Annotated in this window: 22 protein-coding genes and 2 tRNA genes; 13 read left to right on the top strand and 11 right to left on the bottom strand. The window is 65.7% G+C overall.

The genetic code is table 11. The annotated features are described in order from the left end of the window. Window positions 1–15 precede the first annotated feature (15 nt). The 4 genes from DM806_RS15060 to DM806_RS15045 form a co-directional block, all read right to left on the bottom strand. Window positions 16–2,277, bottom strand: coding sequence for a glycoside hydrolase family 3 N-terminal domain-containing protein (locus tag DM806_RS15060; RefSeq protein WP_179043990.1), 2,262 nt, complete (start codon window positions 2,275–2,277; stop codon window positions 16–18). A gap of 179 nt (window positions 2,278–2,456) precedes the next feature. Then, window positions 2,457–2,777: a DMT family transporter gene (locus DM806_RS15055; protein ID WP_179043989.1), complete on the bottom strand. Its 321-nt coding sequence runs from the start codon at window positions 2,775–2,777 to the stop codon at window positions 2,457–2,459. 89 nt (window positions 2,778–2,866) lie between these two features. Further along, window positions 2,867–2,942: transfer RNA gene (locus tag DM806_RS15050), tRNA-Lys, on the bottom strand. Window positions 2,943–2,996: 54 nt separating this feature from the next. Further along, window positions 2,997–3,083 (bottom strand) — tRNA-Tyr (locus tag DM806_RS15045). A 105-nt stretch (window positions 3,084–3,188) separates the two neighbouring features. Here DM806_RS15045 and rlmB point away from each other — a divergent pair. Both rlmB and DM806_RS15035 read left to right on the top strand, forming a co-directional pair. Continuing rightward, complete coding sequence (rlmB, locus tag DM806_RS15040; RefSeq protein ID WP_179043988.1) at window positions 3,189–3,929, top strand: 23S rRNA (guanosine(2251)-2'-O)-methyltransferase RlmB; 741 nt, start codon at window positions 3,189–3,191, stop codon at window positions 3,927–3,929. A 22-nt stretch (window positions 3,930–3,951) separates the two neighbouring features. Then, window positions 3,952–4,707 (top strand): hypothetical protein, encoded by a 756-nt coding sequence (locus tag DM806_RS15035; RefSeq protein WP_179043987.1) that lies wholly within the window; start codon window positions 3,952–3,954, stop codon window positions 4,705–4,707. Window positions 4,708–4,845: 138 nt separating this feature from the next. Here DM806_RS15035 and DM806_RS15030 read toward each other — a convergent pair whose 3' ends face one another. Next, window positions 4,846–5,163, bottom strand: a complete 318-nt coding sequence (locus tag DM806_RS15030) for a 2Fe-2S iron-sulfur cluster-binding protein (RefSeq protein WP_179043986.1) — start codon at window positions 5,161–5,163, stop codon at window positions 4,846–4,848. Between the two features lie 76 nt (window positions 5,164–5,239). Here DM806_RS15030 and DM806_RS15025 point away from each other — a divergent pair, with 76 nt between their 5' ends. The 3 genes from DM806_RS15025 to DM806_RS15015 all read left to right on the top strand — a co-directional run bounded on the left by DM806_RS15025 (window position 5,240) and on the right by DM806_RS15015 (window position 6,626). Continuing rightward, window positions 5,240–5,857 carry a DNA-3-methyladenine glycosylase family protein gene (locus tag DM806_RS15025; RefSeq protein ID WP_179043985.1) on the top strand — a complete coding sequence of 206 codons (618 nt, stop codon included), beginning with the start codon at window positions 5,240–5,242 and terminating at the stop codon, window positions 5,855–5,857. 3 nt (window positions 5,858–5,860) lie between these two features. Continuing rightward, on the top strand, window positions 5,861–6,094 hold the full coding sequence (locus DM806_RS15020) for a DUF2188 domain-containing protein (protein WP_179043984.1): 234 nt from the start codon (window positions 5,861–5,863) through the stop codon (window positions 6,092–6,094). Between the two features lie 97 nt (window positions 6,095–6,191). Then, window positions 6,192–6,626, top strand: a complete 435-nt coding sequence (locus DM806_RS15015) for a response regulator (RefSeq protein ID WP_179043983.1) — start codon at window positions 6,192–6,194, stop codon at window positions 6,624–6,626. Here the strand turns inward: DM806_RS15015 and DM806_RS15010 are convergent. Next, window positions 6,574–8,100: a PAS domain-containing protein gene (locus DM806_RS15010; protein WP_179043982.1), complete on the bottom strand. Its 1,527-nt coding sequence runs from the start codon at window positions 8,098–8,100 to the stop codon at window positions 6,574–6,576. The two genes, DM806_RS15015 and DM806_RS15010, sit on opposite strands and share 53 nt — an antisense overlap. Continuing rightward, window positions 8,093–9,376 carry a UDP-N-acetylglucosamine 1-carboxyvinyltransferase gene (gene murA, locus DM806_RS15005; protein WP_179043981.1) on the bottom strand — a complete coding sequence of 428 codons (1,284 nt, stop codon included), beginning with the start codon at window positions 9,374–9,376 and terminating at the stop codon, window positions 8,093–8,095. Before murA ends, DM806_RS15010 begins: the two co-directional genes overlap by 8 nt. Before the next feature lie 200 nt (window positions 9,377–9,576). On the opposite strand from murA, the gene DM806_RS15000 reads away from it, so the two are divergent. Next, window positions 9,577–10,311, top strand: coding sequence for a Crp/Fnr family transcriptional regulator (locus DM806_RS15000; protein WP_179043980.1), 735 nt, complete (start codon window positions 9,577–9,579; stop codon window positions 10,309–10,311). A gap of 33 nt (window positions 10,312–10,344) precedes the next feature. Here the strand turns inward: DM806_RS15000 and DM806_RS14995 are convergent, their stop codons facing one another. Continuing rightward, a complete protein-coding gene (locus DM806_RS14995; protein WP_179043979.1) occupies window positions 10,345–10,911 on the bottom strand; it encodes an HNH endonuclease in 567 nt (188 codons plus the stop codon). A gap of 97 nt (window positions 10,912–11,008) precedes the next feature. Between DM806_RS14995 and gluQRS the strand changes: the two genes are divergently transcribed. The 6 genes from gluQRS (at window position 11,009) to egtD (ending at window position 16,047) form a co-directional block, all read left to right on the top strand. Next, the gene (gene gluQRS, locus DM806_RS14990) at window positions 11,009–11,911 is read left to right on the top strand and encodes a tRNA glutamyl-Q(34) synthetase GluQRS (protein WP_179043978.1); all 903 of its coding nucleotides are present in this window, start codon (window positions 11,009–11,011) and stop codon (window positions 11,909–11,911) included. Window positions 11,912–11,920: 9 nt separating this feature from the next. Then, window positions 11,921–12,157 (top strand): twin transmembrane helix small protein, encoded by a 237-nt coding sequence (locus tag DM806_RS14985; RefSeq protein ID WP_179043977.1) that lies wholly within the window; start codon window positions 11,921–11,923, stop codon window positions 12,155–12,157. A gap of 18 nt (window positions 12,158–12,175) precedes the next feature. Continuing rightward, window positions 12,176–12,745, top strand: coding sequence for a cob(I)yrinic acid a,c-diamide adenosyltransferase (locus tag DM806_RS14980; RefSeq protein WP_179043976.1), 570 nt, complete (start codon window positions 12,176–12,178; stop codon window positions 12,743–12,745). A gap of 133 nt (window positions 12,746–12,878) precedes the next feature. Next, window positions 12,879–13,733 (top strand): GGDEF domain-containing protein, encoded by an 855-nt coding sequence (locus DM806_RS14975; protein ID WP_179043975.1) that lies wholly within the window; start codon window positions 12,879–12,881, stop codon window positions 13,731–13,733. Window positions 13,734–13,814: 81 nt separating this feature from the next. After that, on the top strand, window positions 13,815–15,083 hold the full coding sequence (gene egtB / locus DM806_RS14970) for an ergothioneine biosynthesis protein EgtB (RefSeq protein WP_179043974.1): 1,269 nt from the start codon (window positions 13,815–13,817) through the stop codon (window positions 15,081–15,083). Between the two features lie 4 nt (window positions 15,084–15,087). Further along, a complete protein-coding gene (gene egtD / locus DM806_RS14965) occupies window positions 15,088–16,047 on the top strand; it encodes an L-histidine N(alpha)-methyltransferase (RefSeq protein WP_179043973.1) in 960 nt (319 codons plus the stop codon). On the opposite strand, the gene DM806_RS14960 is transcribed toward egtD, so the two are convergent. The 3 genes from DM806_RS14960 to DM806_RS14950 all read right to left on the bottom strand — a co-directional run bounded on the left by DM806_RS14960 (window position 16,044) and on the right by DM806_RS14950 (window position 19,435). Then, window positions 16,044–16,772, bottom strand: a complete 729-nt coding sequence (locus tag DM806_RS14960; RefSeq protein WP_372859547.1) for an HAD family hydrolase — start codon at window positions 16,770–16,772, stop codon at window positions 16,044–16,046. The genes egtD and DM806_RS14960 overlap by 4 nt on opposite strands. Before the next feature lie 232 nt (window positions 16,773–17,004). Next, on the bottom strand, window positions 17,005–18,054 hold the full coding sequence (locus DM806_RS14955) for a DUF1176 domain-containing protein (protein WP_179043972.1): 1,050 nt from the start codon (window positions 18,052–18,054) through the stop codon (window positions 17,005–17,007). Between the two features lie 67 nt (window positions 18,055–18,121). After that, window positions 18,122–19,435, bottom strand: a complete 1,314-nt coding sequence (locus tag DM806_RS14950; protein WP_179043971.1) for a NupC/NupG family nucleoside CNT transporter — start codon at window positions 19,433–19,435, stop codon at window positions 18,122–18,124. A 184-nt stretch (window positions 19,436–19,619) separates the two neighbouring features. Between DM806_RS14950 and DM806_RS14945 the strand changes: the two genes are divergently transcribed. After that, complete coding sequence (locus tag DM806_RS14945) at window positions 19,620–20,516, top strand: intradiol ring-cleavage dioxygenase (RefSeq protein ID WP_179043970.1); 897 nt, start codon at window positions 19,620–19,622, stop codon at window positions 20,514–20,516. The last annotated feature ends 7 nt before the right edge of the window (window positions 20,517–20,523 follow it).

The following is a 20,523-nucleotide window of genomic DNA, read 5'->3' as shown; positions in this document are numbered from 1 at the left end:
ATTGACAAGCCGATTTTACCCCGCCGCATAAAGCGTGAATTGCGCATTCAGGCCGCCGACGCTCGATTGCCCCACCCACAAGTCAAACACGCCCGGCTCCGCGATACGCTGGTTCCTCGCGCCGACGAATTCCAGGTCGGTGCGGGAGAGGGAGAAGCGGACGGTCTTGCTTTCGCCCGGTGACAGGGTGACGCGCTCCATGCGTTTCAGCTCGCGGATCGGGCGGGTGCGGCTGGCGACCCGGTCGCGGGTGTAGAGCTGGACGACTTCGCTGCCCTTGCGCGATCCCTTGTTGGTGACGCGGGCGGTGACTTCGATCGCGGCGTCCCAGCGCAGCGCGGTGTCGGACAGTTTCAACTGGTCGAGCGCGAACTCGGTGTAGCCGAGGCCATGGCCGAAGGGGAAACGGGCGCTGTTGTCGGTGGTGGCGTAGCGCGCCTTATATTCGGTGCTGCCGCTGTCGAGGACCGGGCGGCCGGTCGACTTGCGGTCATAGTAGAAAGGCTCCTGCCCGCTTTCCCAGGGGAAGCTGACGGGCAGCTTGGCGGAGGGATCGACCTTTCCCAGCACGATGTCGGCGATGGCGTGGCCGGCCTCGCTCCCCAGGAACCAGGTGGCGAGGATCGCGCCGGCATTGGCGACGCCGTCATGCAAGGCGAGCGCGCGGCCGTGGCGGAGCAGGACGGCGACGGGCTTGCCGGTGGCGACCACAGCGTCGGCCAGCGCCTGCTGCGCCTGCGGGATTTCGATGACGGTGCGGGACTGGGCCTCGCCCGACATGGCCTGCGATTCGCCGATGGCGAGCAGGGTGATGTCGGCGGCCTTCGCTGCCTCGACCGCTGCGGCGATGCCGCCGTCGATGGGACCACTGATGTCGCTGCCGCGTATCACGGTCAGCTTCGACGGGTCGGGCAGCGCGGCGCGCAGGCCGGTGGCGATGTCGACGCCCTTGTCGGGGTCGCCGTAAAAGGCCCAGGGACCGTAGAGGTTGCGGACATCCTCGGCAAAGGGTCCGATCAGGGCGATGCTCTGGCCCTTCGCAGGGTCGATCGGCAGGACGCTATTGTTCTTGAGCAGCACCACCGATCGCGCGGCGGCTTCGCGGGCGAGGGCCCGGTGGGAGGAGGTGAAGATGCGGGTCTTTTCCGCTTCCTCATTGAGCGAGCGATACGGGTTGTCGAACAGGCCGATAGCGGCCTTCACATAGAGGATACGGCGCACGGCGACGTCGATCGTGCCCATGGGGACCGCGCCGCTCTTCACCAGATCGGGCAGGTAGCGGATATAGAGGCCGCTCTGCATCGACATGTCGACCCCGGCCAGCACGGCGAGGCGGGCGGCGTCGCGCGCATCCTCGGCAAAGCCGTGGGCGACCAGCTCCTCATCAGCGGTGTAGTCGGAGAAGACGAAGCCGCGGAACTGCATCTCGCCGCGCAATATGTCGGTGAGCAGTTCGCTGTCGGCGGTGGCGGGGACACCGTTAATCTCGTTGAAGGCGGCCATGGTGGTGAGCGCGCCGGCCGCGAACGCCTTGCCGAAGGGCGGGAGATGGGTTTCGCGCAGCGTTTCCTCGCTGATGTCGACATTGCCATATTCGAGGCCGGCGGCAACCGCGCCATAGGCGGCGAAATGCTTGGGGCAGGCGAGCAGGGAGTCGTCGCGGCGCAGGTCGCGGCCCTGGAAGCCGCGGATGCGGGCGGCGGAGAGCAGGCCGGTCAGGGTCACATCCTCCCCCGCCCCCTCGACCACGCGGCCCCAGCGCTGGTCGCGGGCGACGTCGACCATGGGGGCGAAGGTCAGGTGCAGGCCGGCGGCGGTGGCCTCCACGGCCATGGCGCGGGCAGTGCGCTCACACAGGCTGGGGTCGAAGCTGGACGCTTCGCCCAAGGGTACCGGGAAGATGGTCTTGAGGCCGTGGATCACGTCTCCGGCGAAGAGCAGCGGGATGCCGAGGCGGCTGTCCTTGACCGCGATCTCCTGCGCGCGGCGGGCGCCTGCGACGCCGATGCCGTTGAAGAGGCAGCCGACCCGGCCCCGGCGCACTTCTTCGGTCAGGCGTTTGGCGTCCTGAATGCCGACCTGCGGGTTGGGCGGGTTGAAGGGGCGGAAACTGTCGGCGAGGCAGGTCATCTGCCCGGCCTTTTCCTCGACCGTCATCTTCGCGATCAGGGCGTCGACGCGCTCCACGTCGGTCTGGGCGAGGGCGCGGGGCGAGACGCCAAGGGCGAGAGCGCCGCCCAGCGTGCGGATCATGAGGTCGCGACGGTCGAGTATCATGCGGAGGAAGGAAATAGCCTGCGAAGAATGAACGTTACTTGTCCGGGTAACATCCCGCTGGCGATTTCGCTCCGATGCGGCAAGGCGGCTGCGGCGCCTTGCCCCTGCCCCGCGATTGGGCGCCATTTTTTTGCCGCGTTTTCCGAGCCAACAGATGTATTCATCTGCTTAGAAAACGCTCATGCCTGCGCGAAGAGCTTCGTGCCCGCGACGCCGATCACGATCATCGCCATGAAGCCCGCCTGCACCGGATTCACCTTGTCCCCGAACAGGAAGATGCCGGCGATGATGACGCCGACCGCACCAAGGCCGGTCCAGATCGCATAGGCGGTGCCGGCGGGCAGATCGCGCATCGCCAGCGCGAGCAGGCCCATGTTGAGGAAGCTCAAGGCAATCGGCACGGCCGACGCCTGCCAGCTACCGAGCGTCGCGGCCCATTTCAGGCTCAAGGCCCAGCAGATTTCGGTGAATACGGCAATGCCGAGGATGAGCCACGCCATCAGGGCGCTTCCCTTCGTCTTTCAACGGGCTCGGGAGGGAAGACAGGCCGGCCGGAAACCCGAAAGAGGCGGCATGTCGGGGAAAGGCTTGGTGGACGCACTAGGGCTCGAACCTAGGACCCGCTGATTAAGAGTCAGCTGCTCTACCAACTGAGCTATGCGTCCACACTGGCCTTCATCACGGTCCCGAAGGACCGGCTGCATCATGGCCTGATGCAGTGGTGGACAGGGCTGGATTCGAACCAGCGTACGGGAAACCCGGGCAGATTTACAGTCTGCTGCCTTTAACCACTCGGCCACCTGTCCAGTGCCCTACGCCGTGGAGAATTTTCGTTCCCCGCCGCGCTGGAGGCGGCCTAATGGCGAATGGAGACTTGCCTGTCAATGGCCTGATGTGAAAAGAGCGAAATCATGAAAAAGCCCAATCGCTCCACCAAGCCCAAGAGCGCCTTTCCGCGCTTCTACGGACGTCACGCCGTCATCGCGGCGCTCGCCAACCCGAACCGCATAGTGCGCAAGATCTGGGGCACGCGCGAAGCGCTGGGTCAGCTCGACCTGCCGCCGGTGCTGCCGATCGTCTATTCCGACGTCGCCGACATGGGCCGCATGGTCCCGTCCGACGCCCCCCATCAGGGCATCGTCGCCGAAGTCGAGCCGCTGGACGATGTCTGGCTGGGCGAGGTGCTGGAGGAAGGACAGGACGACAGGCGGCCGATCCTGGTGCTGGACCAGGTGACGGACCCGCATAATGTGGGCGCGATCCTGCGCTCCGCCGCCGCGTTCGATGCGCTGTGCATCGTGACGCAGGACCGGCATGCGCCGCCCGAATCGGGGGTGCTGGCGCGCGCGGCGTCGGGCGCGCTGGAGAGCGTGCCATGGGTGCGCGTGGTGAACCTGGCCCGTGCATTGGAAGAAATTGCCGAGGCCGGTTACTGGCGAATCGGGCTGGATGGCGACGCCGACACCACCATCGGGCAGGCGATCGGCGAATCGCGCGTCGCGCTGGTGCTGGGCGCCGAGGGCGAAGGGCTGCGCCACAATACGATCGCGCATTGCGACATCATCGCCAAGCTGCCGATCAGCCCGCGCATGGAGAGCCTGAACGTCTCGAACGCGGCCGCCATCGCGCTCTACGCCGCGACGAACCGTTAAACAAACTTAGGGGGGAGCGGGAATGAGCCGTCTGTATCGAATCGCGGGCGCGCTTGCCGGCCTGCTCTCCCTGTCAGCTTGCCTGGTGACGCCGGGCAAGTTCGAATCGAGCCTCGACATCCGCGCCGACCGCAGCTTCGCCTTCGCCTACAAGGGCGAGATATTGGCGTCGGACATGGGCAAGGACGCCATCATGGGCGGGACCACGCCCACGGACGGGGATGGACAGGAGGGCGATCCGGAAAATACGCCGACGCTGATGCAGATCGCGCAGCAGCAGAAGGAAGAAGATTTCAGCGGCGCGGCGAAAGGGGGAACGGACAAGAGCGACGAGGTGCAGATGCAGGCGATCGCTACCGCCCTGTCGAAGGAAAAGGGTTTCCGCTCGGCCCGCTATGTCGGCAACCACAAGTTCGAGATCGATTATGCGATCAGCGGCACGCTGACCCACGCCTTTCTTTTTCCCTTCAATATCGACGCGCAGATCGTGCTGCCCTTCGTCGCGGTGGAGATGCGCGGGACCGACCGGGTGCGGGTGAAGGCCCCGGGCTTTTCCAACGGCTTCGACAAGAGCCAGGGGCCGGGCGGCATGGGCAGCGGCGGCGACGACGCGGCCAAGGCGCTGAACGGCACCTTCACGCTCACCACCGACGCGGAGATCGTCGGCCAGAATCAGGAAGAAGGCGCGCAGTCCACGCCCCAGGGCAAGCGGATCGTCTGGCAGATCACGCCGCTGACCGGCGATGCGCCGATGGCGACGTTGCGAGTGAAGAATTAGCCACTAAGTGCCGTTCGTTTCGAGTCCTTCGACCGCCTGCCAAGGCAGGCGCTCAGGATAAACTATGTCGAGGGACGCAACGCGTAGCGCGGCTGCTTCTCGACTTCGCTCGAAGCGAACGGGTGTAGAATGAGCCGCTCAGTCTTCCGGTGCGATCGTGACGCGCAGGCCGTCGAGGGCGTCGCTCAGCACGACCTGACAGGACAGGCGGCTCGTCTCGTTGCGATGGTCGGAGCTGTCGAGCAGGTCATTCTCGTCCTCGCTGATCGCGGGCAGAATGTCGGCAAAGGCCGGATCGACATAGACATGGCAGGTGGCGCAGGAGCAGCAGCCGCCGCACAGAGCCAGCAGTTCGTCAAAGCCGTTGTCGCGAATGACTTCCATCACCGACAGGCCATTGTCGCCATCGACAGCCTGTTCCTCGCCCGAACGGTTGACCACGATCAGTTTCGGCATCTATCCAATCCCCTAGAACTTTCTCCGCCGCTCTGACGAAGAGGAGCCGCGAAATCAAGGGCTGCTGCGCGATCCCATGGTGATGACTGCCGAACAATTGCGCGAAAGCCTGGATGCGATCGCGATTCTGGAGCCGGGCTTCGTGGCAGCAATCGGCCGCGTCGGCTATCCGCAGCCGCGCGTGCGGGAACCGGGATATGAGACATTGCTGCGCACCATCGTCGGCCAGCAGGTGAGCGTCGCCGCCGCTGCCGCGGTATGGCGCAAGCTGGAGGCGGAACTCGGCCCTGGCTGCGCGCCCGATGCGCTGCTGGCACGCGATTTCGACACATTGCGGGCATGCGGGCTGTCGCGGCAGAAGCAGGGCTATGCCCGCAGCCTTGCCGAGCTGCTACTGTCGGGCGCGCTCGACCTGCACGCGCTGCCGAAGGATGACGAGGACGCGATCACGCAGCTGGTGCAGATCAAGGGGATCGGCCGCTGGTCCGCGGAAATCTACCTGCTGTTCGCCGAAGGGCGGCCCGACATCTGGCCGGCGGGCGATCTGGCGGTGCAGATCGAGATCGGGCGCATCCTGGGCCTGCCTGAACGGCCGAGCGAGAAACTGACCCGCGAGGTCGCCGAAGCCTGGCGCCCGCATCGCGGCGCCGCCGCGATCATGGCCTGGCACCATTATAACACCGAGGTTCTCTGAAACATGCCCCTGCCCCCCAAAGCCCTGCCCCATGCCCGTTACATCGTCCTGGAACATGAGGGCGCTTGGAAGATCAATCTGGACAATAGCTATTACGGCCCGTTCACCAGCCAGGCGCAAGCGGTCGAAACGGCCACCGACGGCGCGCAGAAGGCCGCGCAGGCGGGCTATCCCGCCTCCGTCCTGCTGATGACGGGCACGAACTTCGAAACCCTGTGGACGAATATCGAAGCCTGACCCGCCGGAATGACAACGTCTGTCATTTTTTTCGCAGTTGCGGGAACCCGAAGCCTCAAACGGATTTTATTAGCTCCAAGTTTCACAGGCTGAAGGCATGGGCAAGAAGGTTCTGATCGTCGAGGACGAGATATTCGTCGCACTGGAAATCGAGCAAATCGTGGAAGACGCCGGCTTCACCGTCGGCGCCATCGCCGTTGATCGCGCCGCTGCGCTCGAATCGGCGGCGGCGTGCGATATCGCCCTGGTCGACCTCAACCTGCGCGATGGGCCGACAGGGCCGCAGATCGGCATGGAACTGGCGGCTCGCCACGGCATCCGCGTCATTTATGTGACCGCCAATCCATCGCAGATCGGCGACGCGTCGGTGGCCGCGCTGGGCGTCATCACCAAACCCTTTCGCGCGCGGAGCGTTTCCGCCGCGCTGCACCTCGCCGCCGCGGAGAGGCCCGATCTGGAAGAGACCGAGATTGCGGGCTTCACGCCCTTCCGGCAGAGCGGCTCATGGAGCGGGCTGGAATCCAGAGGCTGATTTCCAGCCCCGCCGCGCGCCAGTGACGCGCGATACGGCCACCCAGTTGCCGCTCCACGCTGAGCAGCATCAGCCGGCTGCCAAATCCTTCCGCGTCGGCGGGCGTCACTGCGGGGCCACCCTCCTCGCGCCAATCCATGCGGACATCCTGCTCCTCCACCGACACATGGAGATGGACCCGGCCGTCGGCGACGGACAGGGCGCCATATTTGGCGGCATTGGTCGCCAATTCGTGGAATAGCAGCGCGAGAGGCGTCGCGGACCGGTCATCGATGCGCGGATCGTCCCCCGACAGCAGGATGCGGGTTGCCTGTCCGGTGCTATAGGGGGCGAAAATCTGGTCGAGTATACCCCAGAGATGGCCCTGCCCCTGCCCCACCTGCGGCGCGGATTCGGCGCTGTGCGGACGGACGAAGTCATGCGCGCGGCCAAGCGCCAATATGCGGTCACGCAGATCTTCCGCGACGTCGCCAATCTCGGGATGCTCGCGCGCCGACAGGCCGATAAGACCGGCGATCACCGAGAAGATATTCTTGATCCGGTGCGACAGTTCGTGCGCGATCATCTCGCGCTCTTCCATCATCAGCCTTTGTTCGTGGATGTCGGTGCAGGTGCCGATCCAGCGAGCGATATGGCCGGCCGCATCGCGGATCGGCAGCGCGCGGCCGAGCGTCCAGCGATAGTCGCCGCTGCGATGGCGCAGCCGATATTCGATCTCATAGGGATCTCCGGTCGCCAGGCTGTGGCGCCAGCGTTCCCAGGCGATCGGCTGGTCATCGACATGGAACATGCCGTTCCACCCCTCGCCATCGGTCGACCCCACCGGCACGCCGGTATATTCATACCAGCGGGCATTGTAATAATCATGATAGCCGTCGGGCAGCGTCGACCAGACCATTTGCGGCATGGTGTCGGCCAGCGTGCGGAACATGCGGTCGCTGTCGGCCACGGCGGCCGCGTCCAGCCTTTGCTGGATGATCGTGTCGCGGTCGCGGCGGCGCCCTTCCAGTTCCACCATCACCTGCCGGGCCAGCAGGATCAGCCCCCGGCGCTGGAGCGGCGTCAGATCGGCGCGCGGGACCGTGTCGATGACGCAGAGTGCGCCCAGCGGTTCGCCATCGGCCCCCACCAGCGGCGCACCGGCGTAGAAGCGGATATGGGGCGGGCCAGTGACGAGGCCATTGTCGATAAAACGCGGGTCGCACGTCGCATCGGGAACGACAAAAATCTGCTCGCCGAGCATGGCATGGGCGCAGAAGGACACGTCGCGCGGGGTTTCCTCCGCATCGAGGCCGGTGCGGGCGAGGAAGCGCTGGCGCACATCCTCGACGATGCTGACCAGCGCGATCGGTGCGCCGCACAGTTCGGCAGCGAAGGCCGTGATGTCGTCAAGCGTCCGGAAGCCGCCGGCGTCCAGATCGTAGAGCGCCAGCAGCGCCGCCCGATCGGTCGCCAGCCCCCGCCCTTCAGCCATCGCTGACACGCTCGATATCGGCGCCGACGGCGGAAAGCTTTTCCTCCAGCCGCTCATAGCCGCGATCGAGATGGTAGACGCGGTTGACCTGCGTCTCGCCCTGCGCGGCAAGGCCGGCAAGCACGAGGCTCATCGAGGCGCGCAGATCGGTCGCCATCACCGGCGCACCGACCAGGCCCGACACGCCGCGCACGACCGCGGTGCGGCCGTTGACGGCGATGTCCGCGCCCATGCGCGCCAGTTCGGGCACGTGCATGTAGCGGTTTTCGAAGATCGTCTCGGTCAGCACCGATGCACCGTCGGCCAGCGTCAGCATCGCCATGAACTGCGCCTGCATGTCGGTCGGGAAGGCCGGGAAGGGCGCGGTCGAGATGGTCAGCGGCTTGAGCTTGCCATCGGAGGAGACGCGAATGCCCTCCTTGTGCACGTCCACCTGCACGCCCGCGTCGCGGAGCGCGGCGAGGATGGCGTGCATGTCGTCGGCATTGGCGCCGATCAGGTCGAGCGAGCCGCCGGTGATCGCCGCGGCGCAGGCGTAGCTGCCCGCCTCGATCCGGTCGGGCATGACGCTGTAGGTCGCGCCGTGCAGGCGATCGCGGCCGTGGATCACCAGCTTGTCGCTGCCGATGCCTTCAATGTCCGCGCCCATGGCGACGAGCAGCTTGCAGAGATCGACGATTTCCGGTTCGCGCGCGGCATTCTCCAGCGTGCAGGTGCCCTTGGCGAGCACGGCAGCCATCAACGCATTTTCGGTCGCGCCGACCGACACGACCGGGAAGGTGTAGATGCCGCCGGACAGGCCGCCGTCGGGTGCGCTGGCGCGCACATAGCCGGCGGTGAACTCGATCTTCGCGCCGAAGGCCTCCAGCGCCTTCAGGTGCAGGTCGATCGGGCGATTGCCAATGGCGCAGCCGCCGGGCAGCGACACCAGCGCTTCACCCGCGCGGGCGAGTAGCGGGCCGAGCACCAGGATCGACGCGCGCATCTTGCGCACGATGTCATAGGGCGCTTCGGTCGACGTCACCCGCCCCGCGCGCAAGGTCATGACGCGGCCGAAATCCTCCGGTCGGCCGCCCTCGATCATGGTCGAGGCGCCGAGCTGGTTCAGCAGATGGCCGAAACTATCGACGTCGGCGAGGCGCGGCAGGTTGCGCAGCGTCACCGGCTCGTCGGTCAGCAAGGCGCAGGGCAGCAGCGTCAGCGCCGCATTCTTGGCGCCGGAAATGGGAAGGCGGCCGCTCAAGGCTTTGCCGCCGCGAATATCAATGCGGTCCATCGCTCAGGGTTAATAGCGGCAAACGCGCGCTGCGCAAGGCGGCTCAACAGACAGGCATGCGGGGGGCGACGGGCCGACGAAACATTATTGCAATGGGTCGCCCGAGATTGATCGAGTTTAGTGCACAACCTGAAAATGCAGCCAAAAGGCAAATGGGGCGTTCTGCCATCGTAACGAGAAATTCTGGCAAAGAAGGTGTATTGGTGGCGACGAGTTGTTTCGCGGAAAGACTGACACGCCATGTGCCGTTGTCCGACGCGGAAAAAACGGCATTGGCGAGGCTTGAGGAAAATCCCCGCAAGGTGAAGCGTGGCGCGATGATCCAGCGCGTCAACGACACCGTAACGGAATTGTTCGTGCTGCGCGAAGGCCGGGTGATGAGTTTCGTCATCCTGCCCGATGGCAGCCGCCAGATATTGCGCGTTTACTTCCCCGGCGACTTCATCGGATCGGCAAGCACCATCTATAGTCGGGCGCCGGAATCGCTGGTTGCGCTGTCGGACGCGGTGGTTTGTCCATTCGACAAACATGCCCTGCGCCGTCTGCTGGAAGATTATCCGCGCGTCGCGGCGCTCCTGTTCCTGCTGTCCAATGCCGAGCGCGTGTCGATGACCGACCGGCTTGCGTCACTGGGGCGGACGTCAGCCAAGGCGCGGGTGGCGGCTTTCCTGCTCGACATGTTCGACCGGCTGCGCGTCACCGACGACAGCATCACCGACAGTTTCGACCTGAAGCTGACGCAGGAGGAGATCGGGGATTCGATCGGCCTCACCTCCGTCCATGTGAACCGCATGATCCGCCAGATGGAGCAGGAAGGGCTGATCAGCCGGTCGAACGGCCGCATCACCCTGCTCGACATCGACCGGCTGGAGGATATCGGCCATTATACCAACCGGCACACGGATATGGACTTGGACTGGGTGCCGATCGGCTGACCCTTGCCCGACAGGGCAAGCGCCGACGGGCGATCAGGCCAGCAGCTCAACGTCCCAATAGAGCCAGTCGTGCCAGCTTTCGTGCAGATAGCCGGGCGGGAAGGCGCGGCCATGTTCCTGCAACTGCCAGCTGGTCGGCCGGATCGGCTGGACATGAAGCTGCATCCCCGCTTCCTTCGGCGTGCGCCCGCCCTTCTTGAGGTTGCAGGGCGAACAGGCCGTGGCGACATTTTCCCAGGTGGTACGCCCGCCGGCGCGCCGCGGCACGACATGATCGAAGGTCAGGTCATTGGTCTTGCCGCAATATTGGCAGGCGAACTTGTCGCGCAGGAACAGGTTGAAACGGGTGAAGGCGGGATGTTCGGACGGCTTCACATATTGTTTCAGCGCGATCACCGAAGGGATCTTCATCTGAAGGCTGGGGCTGTGCACCTCCCGCTCATAGGAGGAGACGATGTCCACCCGATCCAGAAAAACCGCCTTGATAGCGGTTTGCCAAGGCCAGAGGCTCAGGGGATAATAGCTGAGCGGCGTATAGTCCGCATTCAGAACAAGCGCCGGACAGTTTTCCGGATGCCGTATGAGGTCGGGATGGTACATAGAAAAACCTTCTAACCCCCTTGCCGACGCCGCTCTTCCACCAGCAACGTGACATCCGCATGACAGCATTAACGAATATCATCCGTCAAGAGCCTGTATGACTCAACCCACCGCACCACAGCATATGGTGATCCGCTTTGCCCCAAGCCCCACCGGTAGACTTCATGTCGGGCATGGCTGGTCGGCGCTGCTGGCCATGGACATGGCCCGCGGCGCCGGCGGCGCGTTTCGCCTGCGGATCGAGGATATAGACGGCACGCGCAGCCGGCCCGAGCATGTCGCGGGGATCATCGAGGACCTGCATTGGCTGGGGGTGGAATGGGACGGAGACATCGTCTTCCAGTCGCAGCGGCTGGACAGCTATGACGCGGCGCTGGCGCGGCTGCGCGACATTGGCCTGCTCTATCCCTGCTTCTGCACCCGCGCGGACATACAGGCGAGCCTGACCGCGCCGCACGGGCCGGAAGGGCCGCTCTATCCGAGGACATGCCACGGGCTGGACGCGGCAGAGCGGGCGCGGCGGATCGCGGCGGGCGAGGCGCATGCCTGGCGGATCGACATGGCGCGGGCGGTGGAACAGGTGGGCGCGCCCGGTTGGACGAGCCTGCCCTTCCCGGTTCAGGACGGGCGAACGGAATCTGTAAAGGCCGATCCCCTCGCCCATGGCGACGTCGTGCTGGCGCGCAAGGATGCGCCGGCGAGCTACCATCTGTCCTGCACGCTGGACGATGCGGCGATGGGCGTGACCCATGTGCTGCGTGGGCTGGACCTGCGCGGGGCGACCGATATCCATCGGCTGCTCCAGGCGCTGCTCGGCCTCCCCTCTCCCGCCTATGTCCATCATCCGCTGCTGGTCGGGCCGGACGGGCGGCGGCTGGCCAAGCGCGACGGGTCGATCGCGCTCGCTGACCTGCGCGCGCAGGGGGTGGCGCCGGACGCGCTGGCGGCCGACCTGCGCGCGCAACGCTTTCCCATTGGCATAAGGCTCGCAAGGGCATAGGCTGGCGCGATGAACACCGTGCTGATCATCGCCCTCATCCTCGCCATGATCGCGACCCTGGTCGCGCTGATCCGGGGCATCGTCGCCTTCCTCCAGACGACCAAGGAGGATCTGAACGCGCCCGAAGGCAGCGGCCCCAGCCCGGCGCGGCTGAAGCAGAACAAGATGATGATGAACCGCATTCTGTTCCAGGCGGCGGCGATCATCATCGTCGCGATATTGCTGATGTCCAAGGGTCACGGCTGAACAAGGCAGGTTTCCCCCATGGTCAAGCTGAACAAGATCTATACCCGCACGGGCGATGCGGGCACCACCGGCCTGGTCGACGGATCGCGCCTGCCCAAGCATGCGCCGCGGATGCAGGCAGTGGGCGATGTGGACGAGGCAAACAGCGCGATCGGCCTTGCCATCATCGCCATGGGCGCGCGGCCCGAAACGCGCTGGCTGACCACCATCCAGAACGACCTGTTCGACCTGGGCGCGGACCTTGCCACGCCGATCCCGGAGGGTGAGGACGAACCCTGGGCGCTGCGCATCGTCGCGAGCCAGGTCAAGCGGCTGGAGGACGAAATCGACGCGATGAACGCGGAGCTTGCACCGCTCGACAGCTTCATCCTGCCTGGCGGATCGCACGCCGCCGCCGCCGTCCACCTCGCCCGCGCGATCACCCGGCGGGCCGAACGCAGCGCGACCGCCACCGCCGCCGATGTCGCGCTGAACCCGCAAGCGCTGGCCTATCTCAATCGCCTGTCCGACCTGCTGTTCGTACTGGCGCGGCGGCTGAACGACAATGGCGCGGGCGACGTCAAATGGGTGCCGGGCGCGTCGCGCTGAAGCCCCGCCCCGCGGTTCGACTCTCGCACTGCACAATCCGGCCCGTCGGCGCGGATTAACCCTGTTTCTTCACCACATGTTTAGGCACGTGCCCGGAAGGCTGCTCGCAGTCGCACCATAATGGGGGAATGCCGTGCAATTCTACCTCGCCACATCCTTCATCTTTCCACGCTCGCTGCGCCTGCGCCTTTTCGCGCTGTGCTTCATCGCCACCCATATGCCGCTGCTGGGCTATCTGCTCTGGGGCCTGTCCACCGGCCGGATCGCGCTGGCCGAATTCGTGCTGCTGACGCTGGCGACCGTCATTGGCACCGCCATTGCCCTTTTGGGTATCGGCGCGATGCTCAGCCCCATCCAGACGCTGGCCGAAACGCTGCACAAGGGCGAGGTGGCGCCGGGCACGCTGCCCGAGATGGGCGACGTGATCCAGACCCTCTATGCCGGGGTCCAGCGCACCGCCAGCGCCACCCAGGCGCGGATCGACGACCTGCACAATGCCGCACACGAGGATATGCTGACCGGGGTCGCCAACCGGCGGGGTTTCCTGACCCAGATCAACCAGTTGCCGATCGACCGGCGCAAGGGCTGCGTTGCGCTGATCGACATCGACTATTTCAAGCGGGTCAATGACCAGATGGGCCATGACGAGGGCGACCGGGTGCTGCGCGCCTTCGCCGCGCGCCTGTCCGCCCAGCTCCGCCGCATGGACATCGTCGCCCGCTGGGGCGGCGAGGAATTCGCCATCTTCTTCCAGGACTGTATCGAGGACGAGGTGAGTTGGTCGCTCGCCCGCGTCGCCAGCCGGATGCGCAGCGACCCGATCGGCTTGGTGGCCGGCCGGCCGATCAGCTTTTCCGCCGGCATCTGCCGCTGGAAAGGGGACGAGCTAGAAGATGCGCTGCGTCGCGCCGACGCGGCGCTCTATGAGGCCAAGCAGGCGGGTCGCGATCGCATCTGCCGCGCCGCGCCCCTGCTGCAGGAGGTGTGAACTTAGGGGCAGCGCGGAACCGCCGGCGCTTTTATGCGCTTTCTTCCCGAGAGCGGCACAACCGTATCGGGAAGGGCAGACATGGCCAGAAGCTGGACGGACGCCCGGCAGGATGATCTGGAAGAGCGCTATCGCGCGGTGCGGGCGCTCAGCGAAGCCTTGGCCGCACCCTTGTCCGATGCGGACGCCACGGTCCAGTCGATGCCCGACGCGTCCCCCGCCAAATGGCATCTGGCGCATACGAGCTGGTTCTTCGAGACATTTGTCCTGCGCGATCATGTGGCGGGATATCGCCCGTTCGATCCACGCTATGCCTTTCTTTTCAACAGCTATTATGAGGCGGAAGGCGCGCGTCATGCCCGGTCGTCGCGGGGCATGCTGACCCGGCCGTCGCTGGCCGATATCCGCGCCTATCGCGGCCATGTCGATACCGCCCTGATCGCTGCGCTGGGGATGCTGCCGCAGCCTGCGCGGGCGCTGGTGACGCTGGGGCTGCATCATGAGCAGCAGCATCAGGAATTGCTGCTGACCGACCTGCTCCATCTCTTTTCGCTCAACCCGCTGGAGCCGGCATTGTTCGGGGCGCCCAGCGCCGCGCCGGTGGACCTGCCCGGTCCGCTCCACTGGATCGAGGGGCGGCAGGGGCTGGTCGAGATGGGCGAGGATGGGCGCAGCGGCTTCAGCTTCGATTGCGAGGGGCCGCGGCACAAGGTGGTGCTGCATCCCCATGCGCTGGCGCATCGACCCATTACCAATGGCGAATGGATTGCTTTCATCGAGGATGGCGGATATCGCACGGCGACGCACTGGCTGGCGGACGGTTGGGCCTGGGTGCAGGCGGAGAGCGTCGATGCACCGCTCTACTGGAAACGGGGCGAGCAGGGCTGGACCCGCTTTGGCCTGGATGGGCGCCAGCCGGTCAATCCCGCCGCCCCGGTAACGCATATCAGCCTGTATGAGGCTGACGCCTATGCCAGTTGGGCAGGCGCGCGACTGCCGACCGAGGCGGAATGGGAAAGCGCGGCGCAGAATGTCGCGGCGGTGAGCGGCAACCAGCTCGACGGTCCCGCCTGCCCCCGCCCCCGACCGGCGGAAGACAGCGCGGCGCTGACGCAGATGTTCGGCGATGTGTGGGAATGGACCGGCAGCGCCTATCGGCCGCACCCCGGATTCCGGGCGGCGCCAGGCGCGGTCGGCGAATATAATGGCAAGTTCATGTCCGGCCAGTTCGTGCTGAAAGGCGGGAGTTGCGCCACGCCGCGCGGCCATGTGCGGGCGAGCTATCGCAATTTCTTCTATCCCCACCAACGCTGGCAGTTCACCGGGCTGCGGCTGGCCAAGGATCTGTAGACCCATGCTGCTGACCGACGAAGCGCCCGCGCGGACGCGCGCCATCGATCCTGCCTTTCGCCGCGACATCATCGAGGGGCTTTCGCGCAGCCCCAAGGCGACGCCGCCCATCTGGTTTTACGACCGGCGCGGGTCGGAACTGTTCGAGGCGATCACCGACCTGCCCGAATATTATCCCACGCGCACCGAGACGGCGTTGCTGAAGGCGCATGGCGCGGATTTAGCGGCCGCGATCGGCGAAGGGCGCGCGGTGGTGGAGTTCGGCGCGGGAAGCGCGCGCAAGACGCCGCATTTGCTGCGCGCGATCCAGCCGGCCGCCTATGTGCCGATCGACATCAGCGGCGATTTCCTGCGCGCGAGCAGCGCGGACCTGGCGCAGGCCTTTCCCGACCTGCCGGTGCTGCCGCTGGTCGGCGATTTCAATGGGCCGCTGGAACTGCCCAAGGCGGTCGAGGGGCTGCCCCGGCTGGGCTTCTTCCCCGGATCGACGATCGGCAATATGGAACCGGACGCAGCCGTCGACCTGTTGCGCGCCATGCGGCGGTTGCTAGGGCGCGAGGCGATGCTGCTGATCGGCATGGACCGGATAAAGGATCGGGCACGGCTGGTGTCCGCCTATGACGATGCGGCGGGGGTGACGGCGGCGTTCAATCTCAATCTTGTCGAACGGATCAATCGCGAGCTGGAGGGCGACCTGCCGGTCGACGGCTTTGCCCATCGCGCGGTCTGGAATGACGAAAAGGCGCGGATCGAAATGCATCTGGAGGCAGTGCGGCCGCTCCATTTCCATGTCGCGGGCCAATGTTTCCGCATGGCGCCGGGCGAGACGATCCATACCGAGAGCAGCCACAAATATGGCGCGCGCGATGAACGGCTGCTGCTGCGCGCGGGCGGATGGGAGCCGGTACGCGAATGGACCGACGCCGAGGGGCTGTTTACGCTGGTGCTGGCCGAAGCAGGTTAGTCGGTCGCGAGCAGCAGGTCGCGCAGGTCGGTCAGGCTGGGCAGTATCCGGGCGCAGGCGAGGACCAGTTCCTCGGTCGGGGGGAGCAGGTCGGGGACCATGACCGTGGCGATACCCGCCGCCGTTGCCGATCGGACGCCGGCATGGCTGTCCTCCACCGCGACGCAGAAGGCGGGGTCGACGCCCAGCCGATGGGCCGCCAGCAGATAGGGTTCGGGGTGCGGCTTGGGTCGTTCCACTTCGCTGCGGGTGACGATCACGTCGAAATAATGGAGCAGGCCGCTCTTCTCCAGCCGCTGCTGCGCATAGGGCGCGGCGGTGGAGGTGGCGAGCGCCATCGGGATACCGCCGCGCGCCAGATGGTCGAGCAGCAGCAGCGCGCCGGGACGCAGCGGGATGCCGGCATCGACCGCCGCCTCGAACAGCGCGTCGCTGTCGGCGTAGAAGCGCGCCAGCGGGAAGTCCGGCCCCAGGTGCGCGGCCAGCATCCGCTCATTTTCGTCGCGATGGATGCCGACCATCGAGAGGAGCAGGTCGTCCGCCATCGGCCAGCCCAGCGCCAGCCCGGTTTCGGCAAAGGCGCGGCGATGCGCGGCCTCGGTATCGATCAGCGTGCCGTCCATGTCGAAGATGACGGCGCGGATCGGGTCCGGCAGGGTCGAGGATATGGTCGAAGGGGCGGATTGGCGGGGAGAGGAAGCCATGACTGCAATATGGGCGGCCAATAGTAACGTTTCCATTGCAAAGCGCAGCCGGGCGATTGCATCGTGCGGAAGCTGCCCCGCCGGATGCGGCAAGGCGGGCGGAGCGCTATCCGTTTCTCGACAAGCTCGGAACGAACGGAACTAGAGCATTTTCGAAGCAGACGGTAACATCTGCTGGCTCAGAAAATGCGGAAAACAAAGAAAAATTAGAGCATGATCCGATTCAATATGAACCTATCATGCTCTATTGGAACTACTCCACCACCCGCGCGGACCAGGTGGTGATCCAGTGCCAGGCGCCACGACATTCGCCCATGCTGGTCGCTTCGGTCAGGCGGAAGCGGGCGCCGTCCCAGACATAGGTTTCGCTGCCGCCGCAATCGCCGATGCCGCGGCCCTTGGCGAAGCTTTGGAGCAGCGATTTGTCCGCGACCCAGCCGGCATTGACGAGCATGGGCTTGGATTCTTCCTCGCTCCAGCCCGGCTTATAGTCGAATCTGGCAAGGCGGAAGGCGCGGCGGCCGGCAATGCCGGTGGCGATGACAGGGATGGACGTGAAATTATAGGCGCCATTGCCACAGGGGACGAGGATCAGCGTCTCGGTCTTCGACAGGCGGTGGAGTTCGGGCGTCTGCGGGCCGCTGCGGATTTCGTCGGTGCAGCCAGTGAATTTGCCGAGAGCGGTCAGTTCCTCGCGCCAGAGCGCGACCGGTGCGGCGCCTGCCGGGGTGGGCATGCGGCGGATTTCCGGCGTGGCGGGCGCGGCGCGCACCGCGAGCGGTCCGAGCGCGCCGGTCGCGACCAGCGCGGTGCTGGTGCCGGCTCGCCCCTGCCGCGCATCCATGTAGCGCAGCGCAGCCCCCGATCCAGCGAGCGAGGGACGGCCCAGGACACGATTGCCCGCGCGCACCTCCAGCAGGCTGCCGCGCGCCATGGCGATGGCGAGTGCGGCGGCCTGCGGCCCGCGCAGGGTCGCTTCGCCATCCTTGCTGGGGATGCTGACGATCTTGCGCCCGTCGACAAGGAAGCTGACCTCCCCGCCGCCCTTGGCGTCGCGACTGACCCAGACTTCCGCCGCCGCGTCCGGCCCGGCGCTGCGCGCCACGCCGATCATCACCGGGTTGTCCGGCCACGCCCCGCCATCGGGCAGCAGCGACACGGCTTCGCATCGGTTGCGATTGTCGCAACCGATGGTCCAGTCCCTGTAGGTTTCCAACGTGCCGGGCCTTGGCGCCTGCGCGGCGCCCATGCCCGACCAACCCAAGGCCGCAAGCGCGACCACGAAAAAAGCTTTAGCCCCCATGAGTTAACCATAACGGATTATGAACCCGAGCGGTAGGCCTTCCGTTACGGGTGCATGCCGATTTGGATCAGAGGCTTAGCATCAGGCCGGCCAGCGCCGCGCTCATCAGATTGGCGAGGCTGCCGGCGACCAGCGCCTTCAAACCCAGCTTGGCGATCATCGGCCGCTGGTTGGGGGCGAGGTTACCGGTTACGGCCATCTGGATCGCGATCGAGCTGAAATTGGCGAAGCCGCACAGCGCGAAGGTGATGACAGCGATGGTCGCGGGCGATAGCTGGCCCTGGACCTGGCCGAGGTTGATGTAGGCGACGAATTCGTTGAGCACGACCTTGGTGCCGAACAGGCCGCCCGCCACCTGCGCTTCGGCCCATGGGATGTTAAGCAGATACATGACCGGCGAGAAGACATAGCCAAGCAGCATTTGGAAGCTGAGGTCGGGATAGCCGAACCAGCTGCCGATACCGGCGAGGATGCCGTTCGCCAGCGCCACCAGCGCGACGAAGGCCAGCACCATCGCCCCAACCGCGACTGCCAGCTTCACGCCGGTCTGCGCGCCCTGCGCCGCAGCCATGATGATGTTGGCGGGCTTTTCCTCGTCATGGGTGGCGACCGGCATGGGTTCGCCCGGCGTGGTTTCCGCGTTCAGCGCCGCCGGGCCGGCCGCGCTGCGACGGGTTTCGGGCAGGTGGATGTCATCTTCCAACGGCAGTTCGGGTTCGCATTCCGGCTGGTCGGGCATCATGATCTTGGCCATCAGCAGGCCGCCGGGCGCGGACATGAAGCTGGCGGCGAGCAGATAGTCGATCTTGATCCCCATGGAGGCATAGGCGGCGAGGATGGTGCCTGCGACGCCCGCCATGCCGCTGGTCATCACCGCGAACAGCTGCGGCCCGTTGAGGCCGGCCAGATAGGGGCGGATGACGAGCGGGCTTTCGCTCTGCCCGACGAATATATTGGCGGCCGCACACAGGCTTTCGACCTTCGACACGCCCGTCACCTTTTCGATCGCGCCGCCAACCCAGCGGACGATGAACTGCATGATCCCCAGATAATAAAGGATCGACACCAGACTGGCGAAGAAGATGATGACCGGCAGCGCGGCGATGGCGAAGCTGGCGCCGCCGATTTCGGGCTTGGCCAGCGGGCCGAAGATGAAATTGGTGCCCGCCTGCGCATAGCCGAGCAGATTGGCGACCCCATGCGACATGCCGCCGATGATGGCGCGCCCGGCCGGGACATAAAGGACCAGCATCGCGATTCCCGCCTGCAGCAGGAAGGCTGCGCCCACGACCCGCGGCTTGATGGCGCGGCGGTCGGAGGAGAGGGCGAAGGCGATGGCAAGGATCAGGAGAATGCCGGCTAGGCCGATGAGAAGATGCATGAAGCGCTTTCGCGGGAAATGACAAACGGCGCGACTATATGGACCGCGACGCGGGGAAGCCAGAACTTTGCTGCACTTAACCCCTGCTACAAAGCCGCTACATTGGGCAATCGCCCGGATATATCCATCCTCTATCCGCATCATCGAGGGTCTGCAAACAGACAGAAGAAGAGGCGGAAGCGGGATGACGCAGGGTAGCGAACCCCATGACCATGGGTTGATGCACGATCTGGAACGGATGCGCGAACTGGCGCGCGAGACTATCGGGCGGCGGCGGACGCTGCGCCTGCTCTTTTCAGCGAGCGGCGCGGCGCTGATCGGCGCCTGCGGCGGCGGTGGCAGCTCCGGCAGCAGCAGTTCGACGTCAACCGCGACGCCGACTCCCACGCCAACCCCGACGCCCACTCCCACGCCGACATCGTCGGGCAGCTGCGTCACCGATCCCGAAGAAACCAACGGCCCTTATCCGGCGGACGGGTCCAACAGCAGCAATGGCAATGTGGTCAATGTGCTGGACGACACGGGCATCGTGCGCACCGACATCCGGTCCAGCTTCGGTTCCTTCTCCGGCACTGCGGATGGCATCACCATGACGCTCACCATCACTGTGGTGAACGTCAACAGCGGCTGCGCGGCGCTGGAGGGTTATGCCGTCTATATCTGGCACTGTACCCGTGACGGGCTCTATTCGCTCTACACCGTGCCGGGCGAAAATTATCTGCGCGGCGTGGGCGTGACCGATGCCAATGGGCAAATAACCTTCACCAGCATCTTCCCCGGCTGCTATGACGGGCGCTTCCCCCATATCCATTTCGAGGTCTATCCCAGCCTGGCGCGGGCGACCAGCTACACCAACCGCGTGCTGACATCGCAATTCGCCATGCCGACGGACGCCTGCAACACTGTCTATGCCACCAGCGGCTACAGCAGCAGCAAGACCAACTTCGCGAAGATCACGACCAGCAGCGACAATGTGTTCGGCGACAATAGCTCAGCGCAGATCGCCGCGATGACGCCGACCATGACCGGCGACATCACGAACGGCTTCACCGGCACGGTGACGGTCGGGCTGGCGATCTGACCGCATG

Source organism: Sphingobium lactosutens (assembly GCF_013393185.1).
GTDB classification, from domain to species: domain Bacteria; phylum Pseudomonadota; class Alphaproteobacteria; order Sphingomonadales; family Sphingomonadaceae; genus Sphingobium; species Sphingobium lactosutens_A.
Note: the sequence above shows the minus strand (reverse complement) of the source record. Positions and strands in the feature narration are given on the sequence as shown.

What these genes read in the sequence shown, in the direction of transcription:
- DM806_RS15060 (WP_179043990.1), bottom strand. Translation starts at nt 2,277, where the DNA reads ATGATACTCGACCGTCGCGACCTCATGATCCGCACGCTGGGCGGCGCT.
- DM806_RS15055 (WP_179043989.1), bottom strand. Translation starts at nt 2,777, where the DNA reads ATGGCGTGGCTCATCCTCGGCATTGCCGTATTCACCGAAATCTGCTGG.
- rlmB (WP_179043988.1), top strand. Translation starts at nt 3,189, where the DNA reads ATGAAAAAGCCCAATCGCTCCACCAAGCCCAAGAGCGCCTTTCCGCGC.
- DM806_RS15035 (WP_179043987.1), top strand. Translation starts at nt 3,952, where the DNA reads ATGAGCCGTCTGTATCGAATCGCGGGCGCGCTTGCCGGCCTGCTCTCC.
- DM806_RS15030 (WP_179043986.1), bottom strand. Translation starts at nt 5,163, where the DNA reads ATGCCGAAACTGATCGTGGTCAACCGTTCGGGCGAGGAACAGGCTGTC.
- DM806_RS15025 (WP_179043985.1), top strand. Translation starts at nt 5,240, where the DNA reads ATGGTGATGACTGCCGAACAATTGCGCGAAAGCCTGGATGCGATCGCG.
- DM806_RS15020 (WP_179043984.1), top strand. Translation starts at nt 5,861, where the DNA reads ATGCCCCTGCCCCCCAAAGCCCTGCCCCATGCCCGTTACATCGTCCTG.
- DM806_RS15015 (WP_179043983.1), top strand. Translation starts at nt 6,192, where the DNA reads ATGGGCAAGAAGGTTCTGATCGTCGAGGACGAGATATTCGTCGCACTG.
- DM806_RS15010 (WP_179043982.1), bottom strand. Translation starts at nt 8,100, where the DNA reads ATGGCTGAAGGGCGGGGGCTGGCGACCGATCGGGCGGCGCTGCTGGCG.
- murA (WP_179043981.1), bottom strand. Translation starts at nt 9,376, where the DNA reads ATGGACCGCATTGATATTCGCGGCGGCAAAGCCTTGAGCGGCCGCCTT.
- DM806_RS14995 (WP_179043979.1), bottom strand. Translation starts at nt 10,911, where the DNA reads ATGTACCATCCCGACCTCATACGGCATCCGGAAAACTGTCCGGCGCTT.
- gluQRS (WP_179043978.1), top strand. Translation starts at nt 11,009, where the DNA reads ATGACTCAACCCACCGCACCACAGCATATGGTGATCCGCTTTGCCCCA.
- DM806_RS14985 (WP_179043977.1), top strand. Translation starts at nt 11,921, where the DNA reads ATGAACACCGTGCTGATCATCGCCCTCATCCTCGCCATGATCGCGACC.
- DM806_RS14980 (WP_179043976.1), top strand. Translation starts at nt 12,176, where the DNA reads ATGGTCAAGCTGAACAAGATCTATACCCGCACGGGCGATGCGGGCACC.
- egtB (WP_179043974.1), top strand. Translation starts at nt 13,815, where the DNA reads ATGGCCAGAAGCTGGACGGACGCCCGGCAGGATGATCTGGAAGAGCGC.
- egtD (WP_179043973.1), top strand. Translation starts at nt 15,088, where the DNA reads ATGCTGCTGACCGACGAAGCGCCCGCGCGGACGCGCGCCATCGATCCT.
- DM806_RS14955 (WP_179043972.1), bottom strand. Translation starts at nt 18,054, where the DNA reads ATGGGGGCTAAAGCTTTTTTCGTGGTCGCGCTTGCGGCCTTGGGTTGG.
- DM806_RS14950 (WP_179043971.1), bottom strand. Translation starts at nt 19,435, where the DNA reads ATGCATCTTCTCATCGGCCTAGCCGGCATTCTCCTGATCCTTGCCATC.
- DM806_RS14945 (WP_179043970.1), top strand. Translation starts at nt 19,620, where the DNA reads ATGACGCAGGGTAGCGAACCCCATGACCATGGGTTGATGCACGATCTG.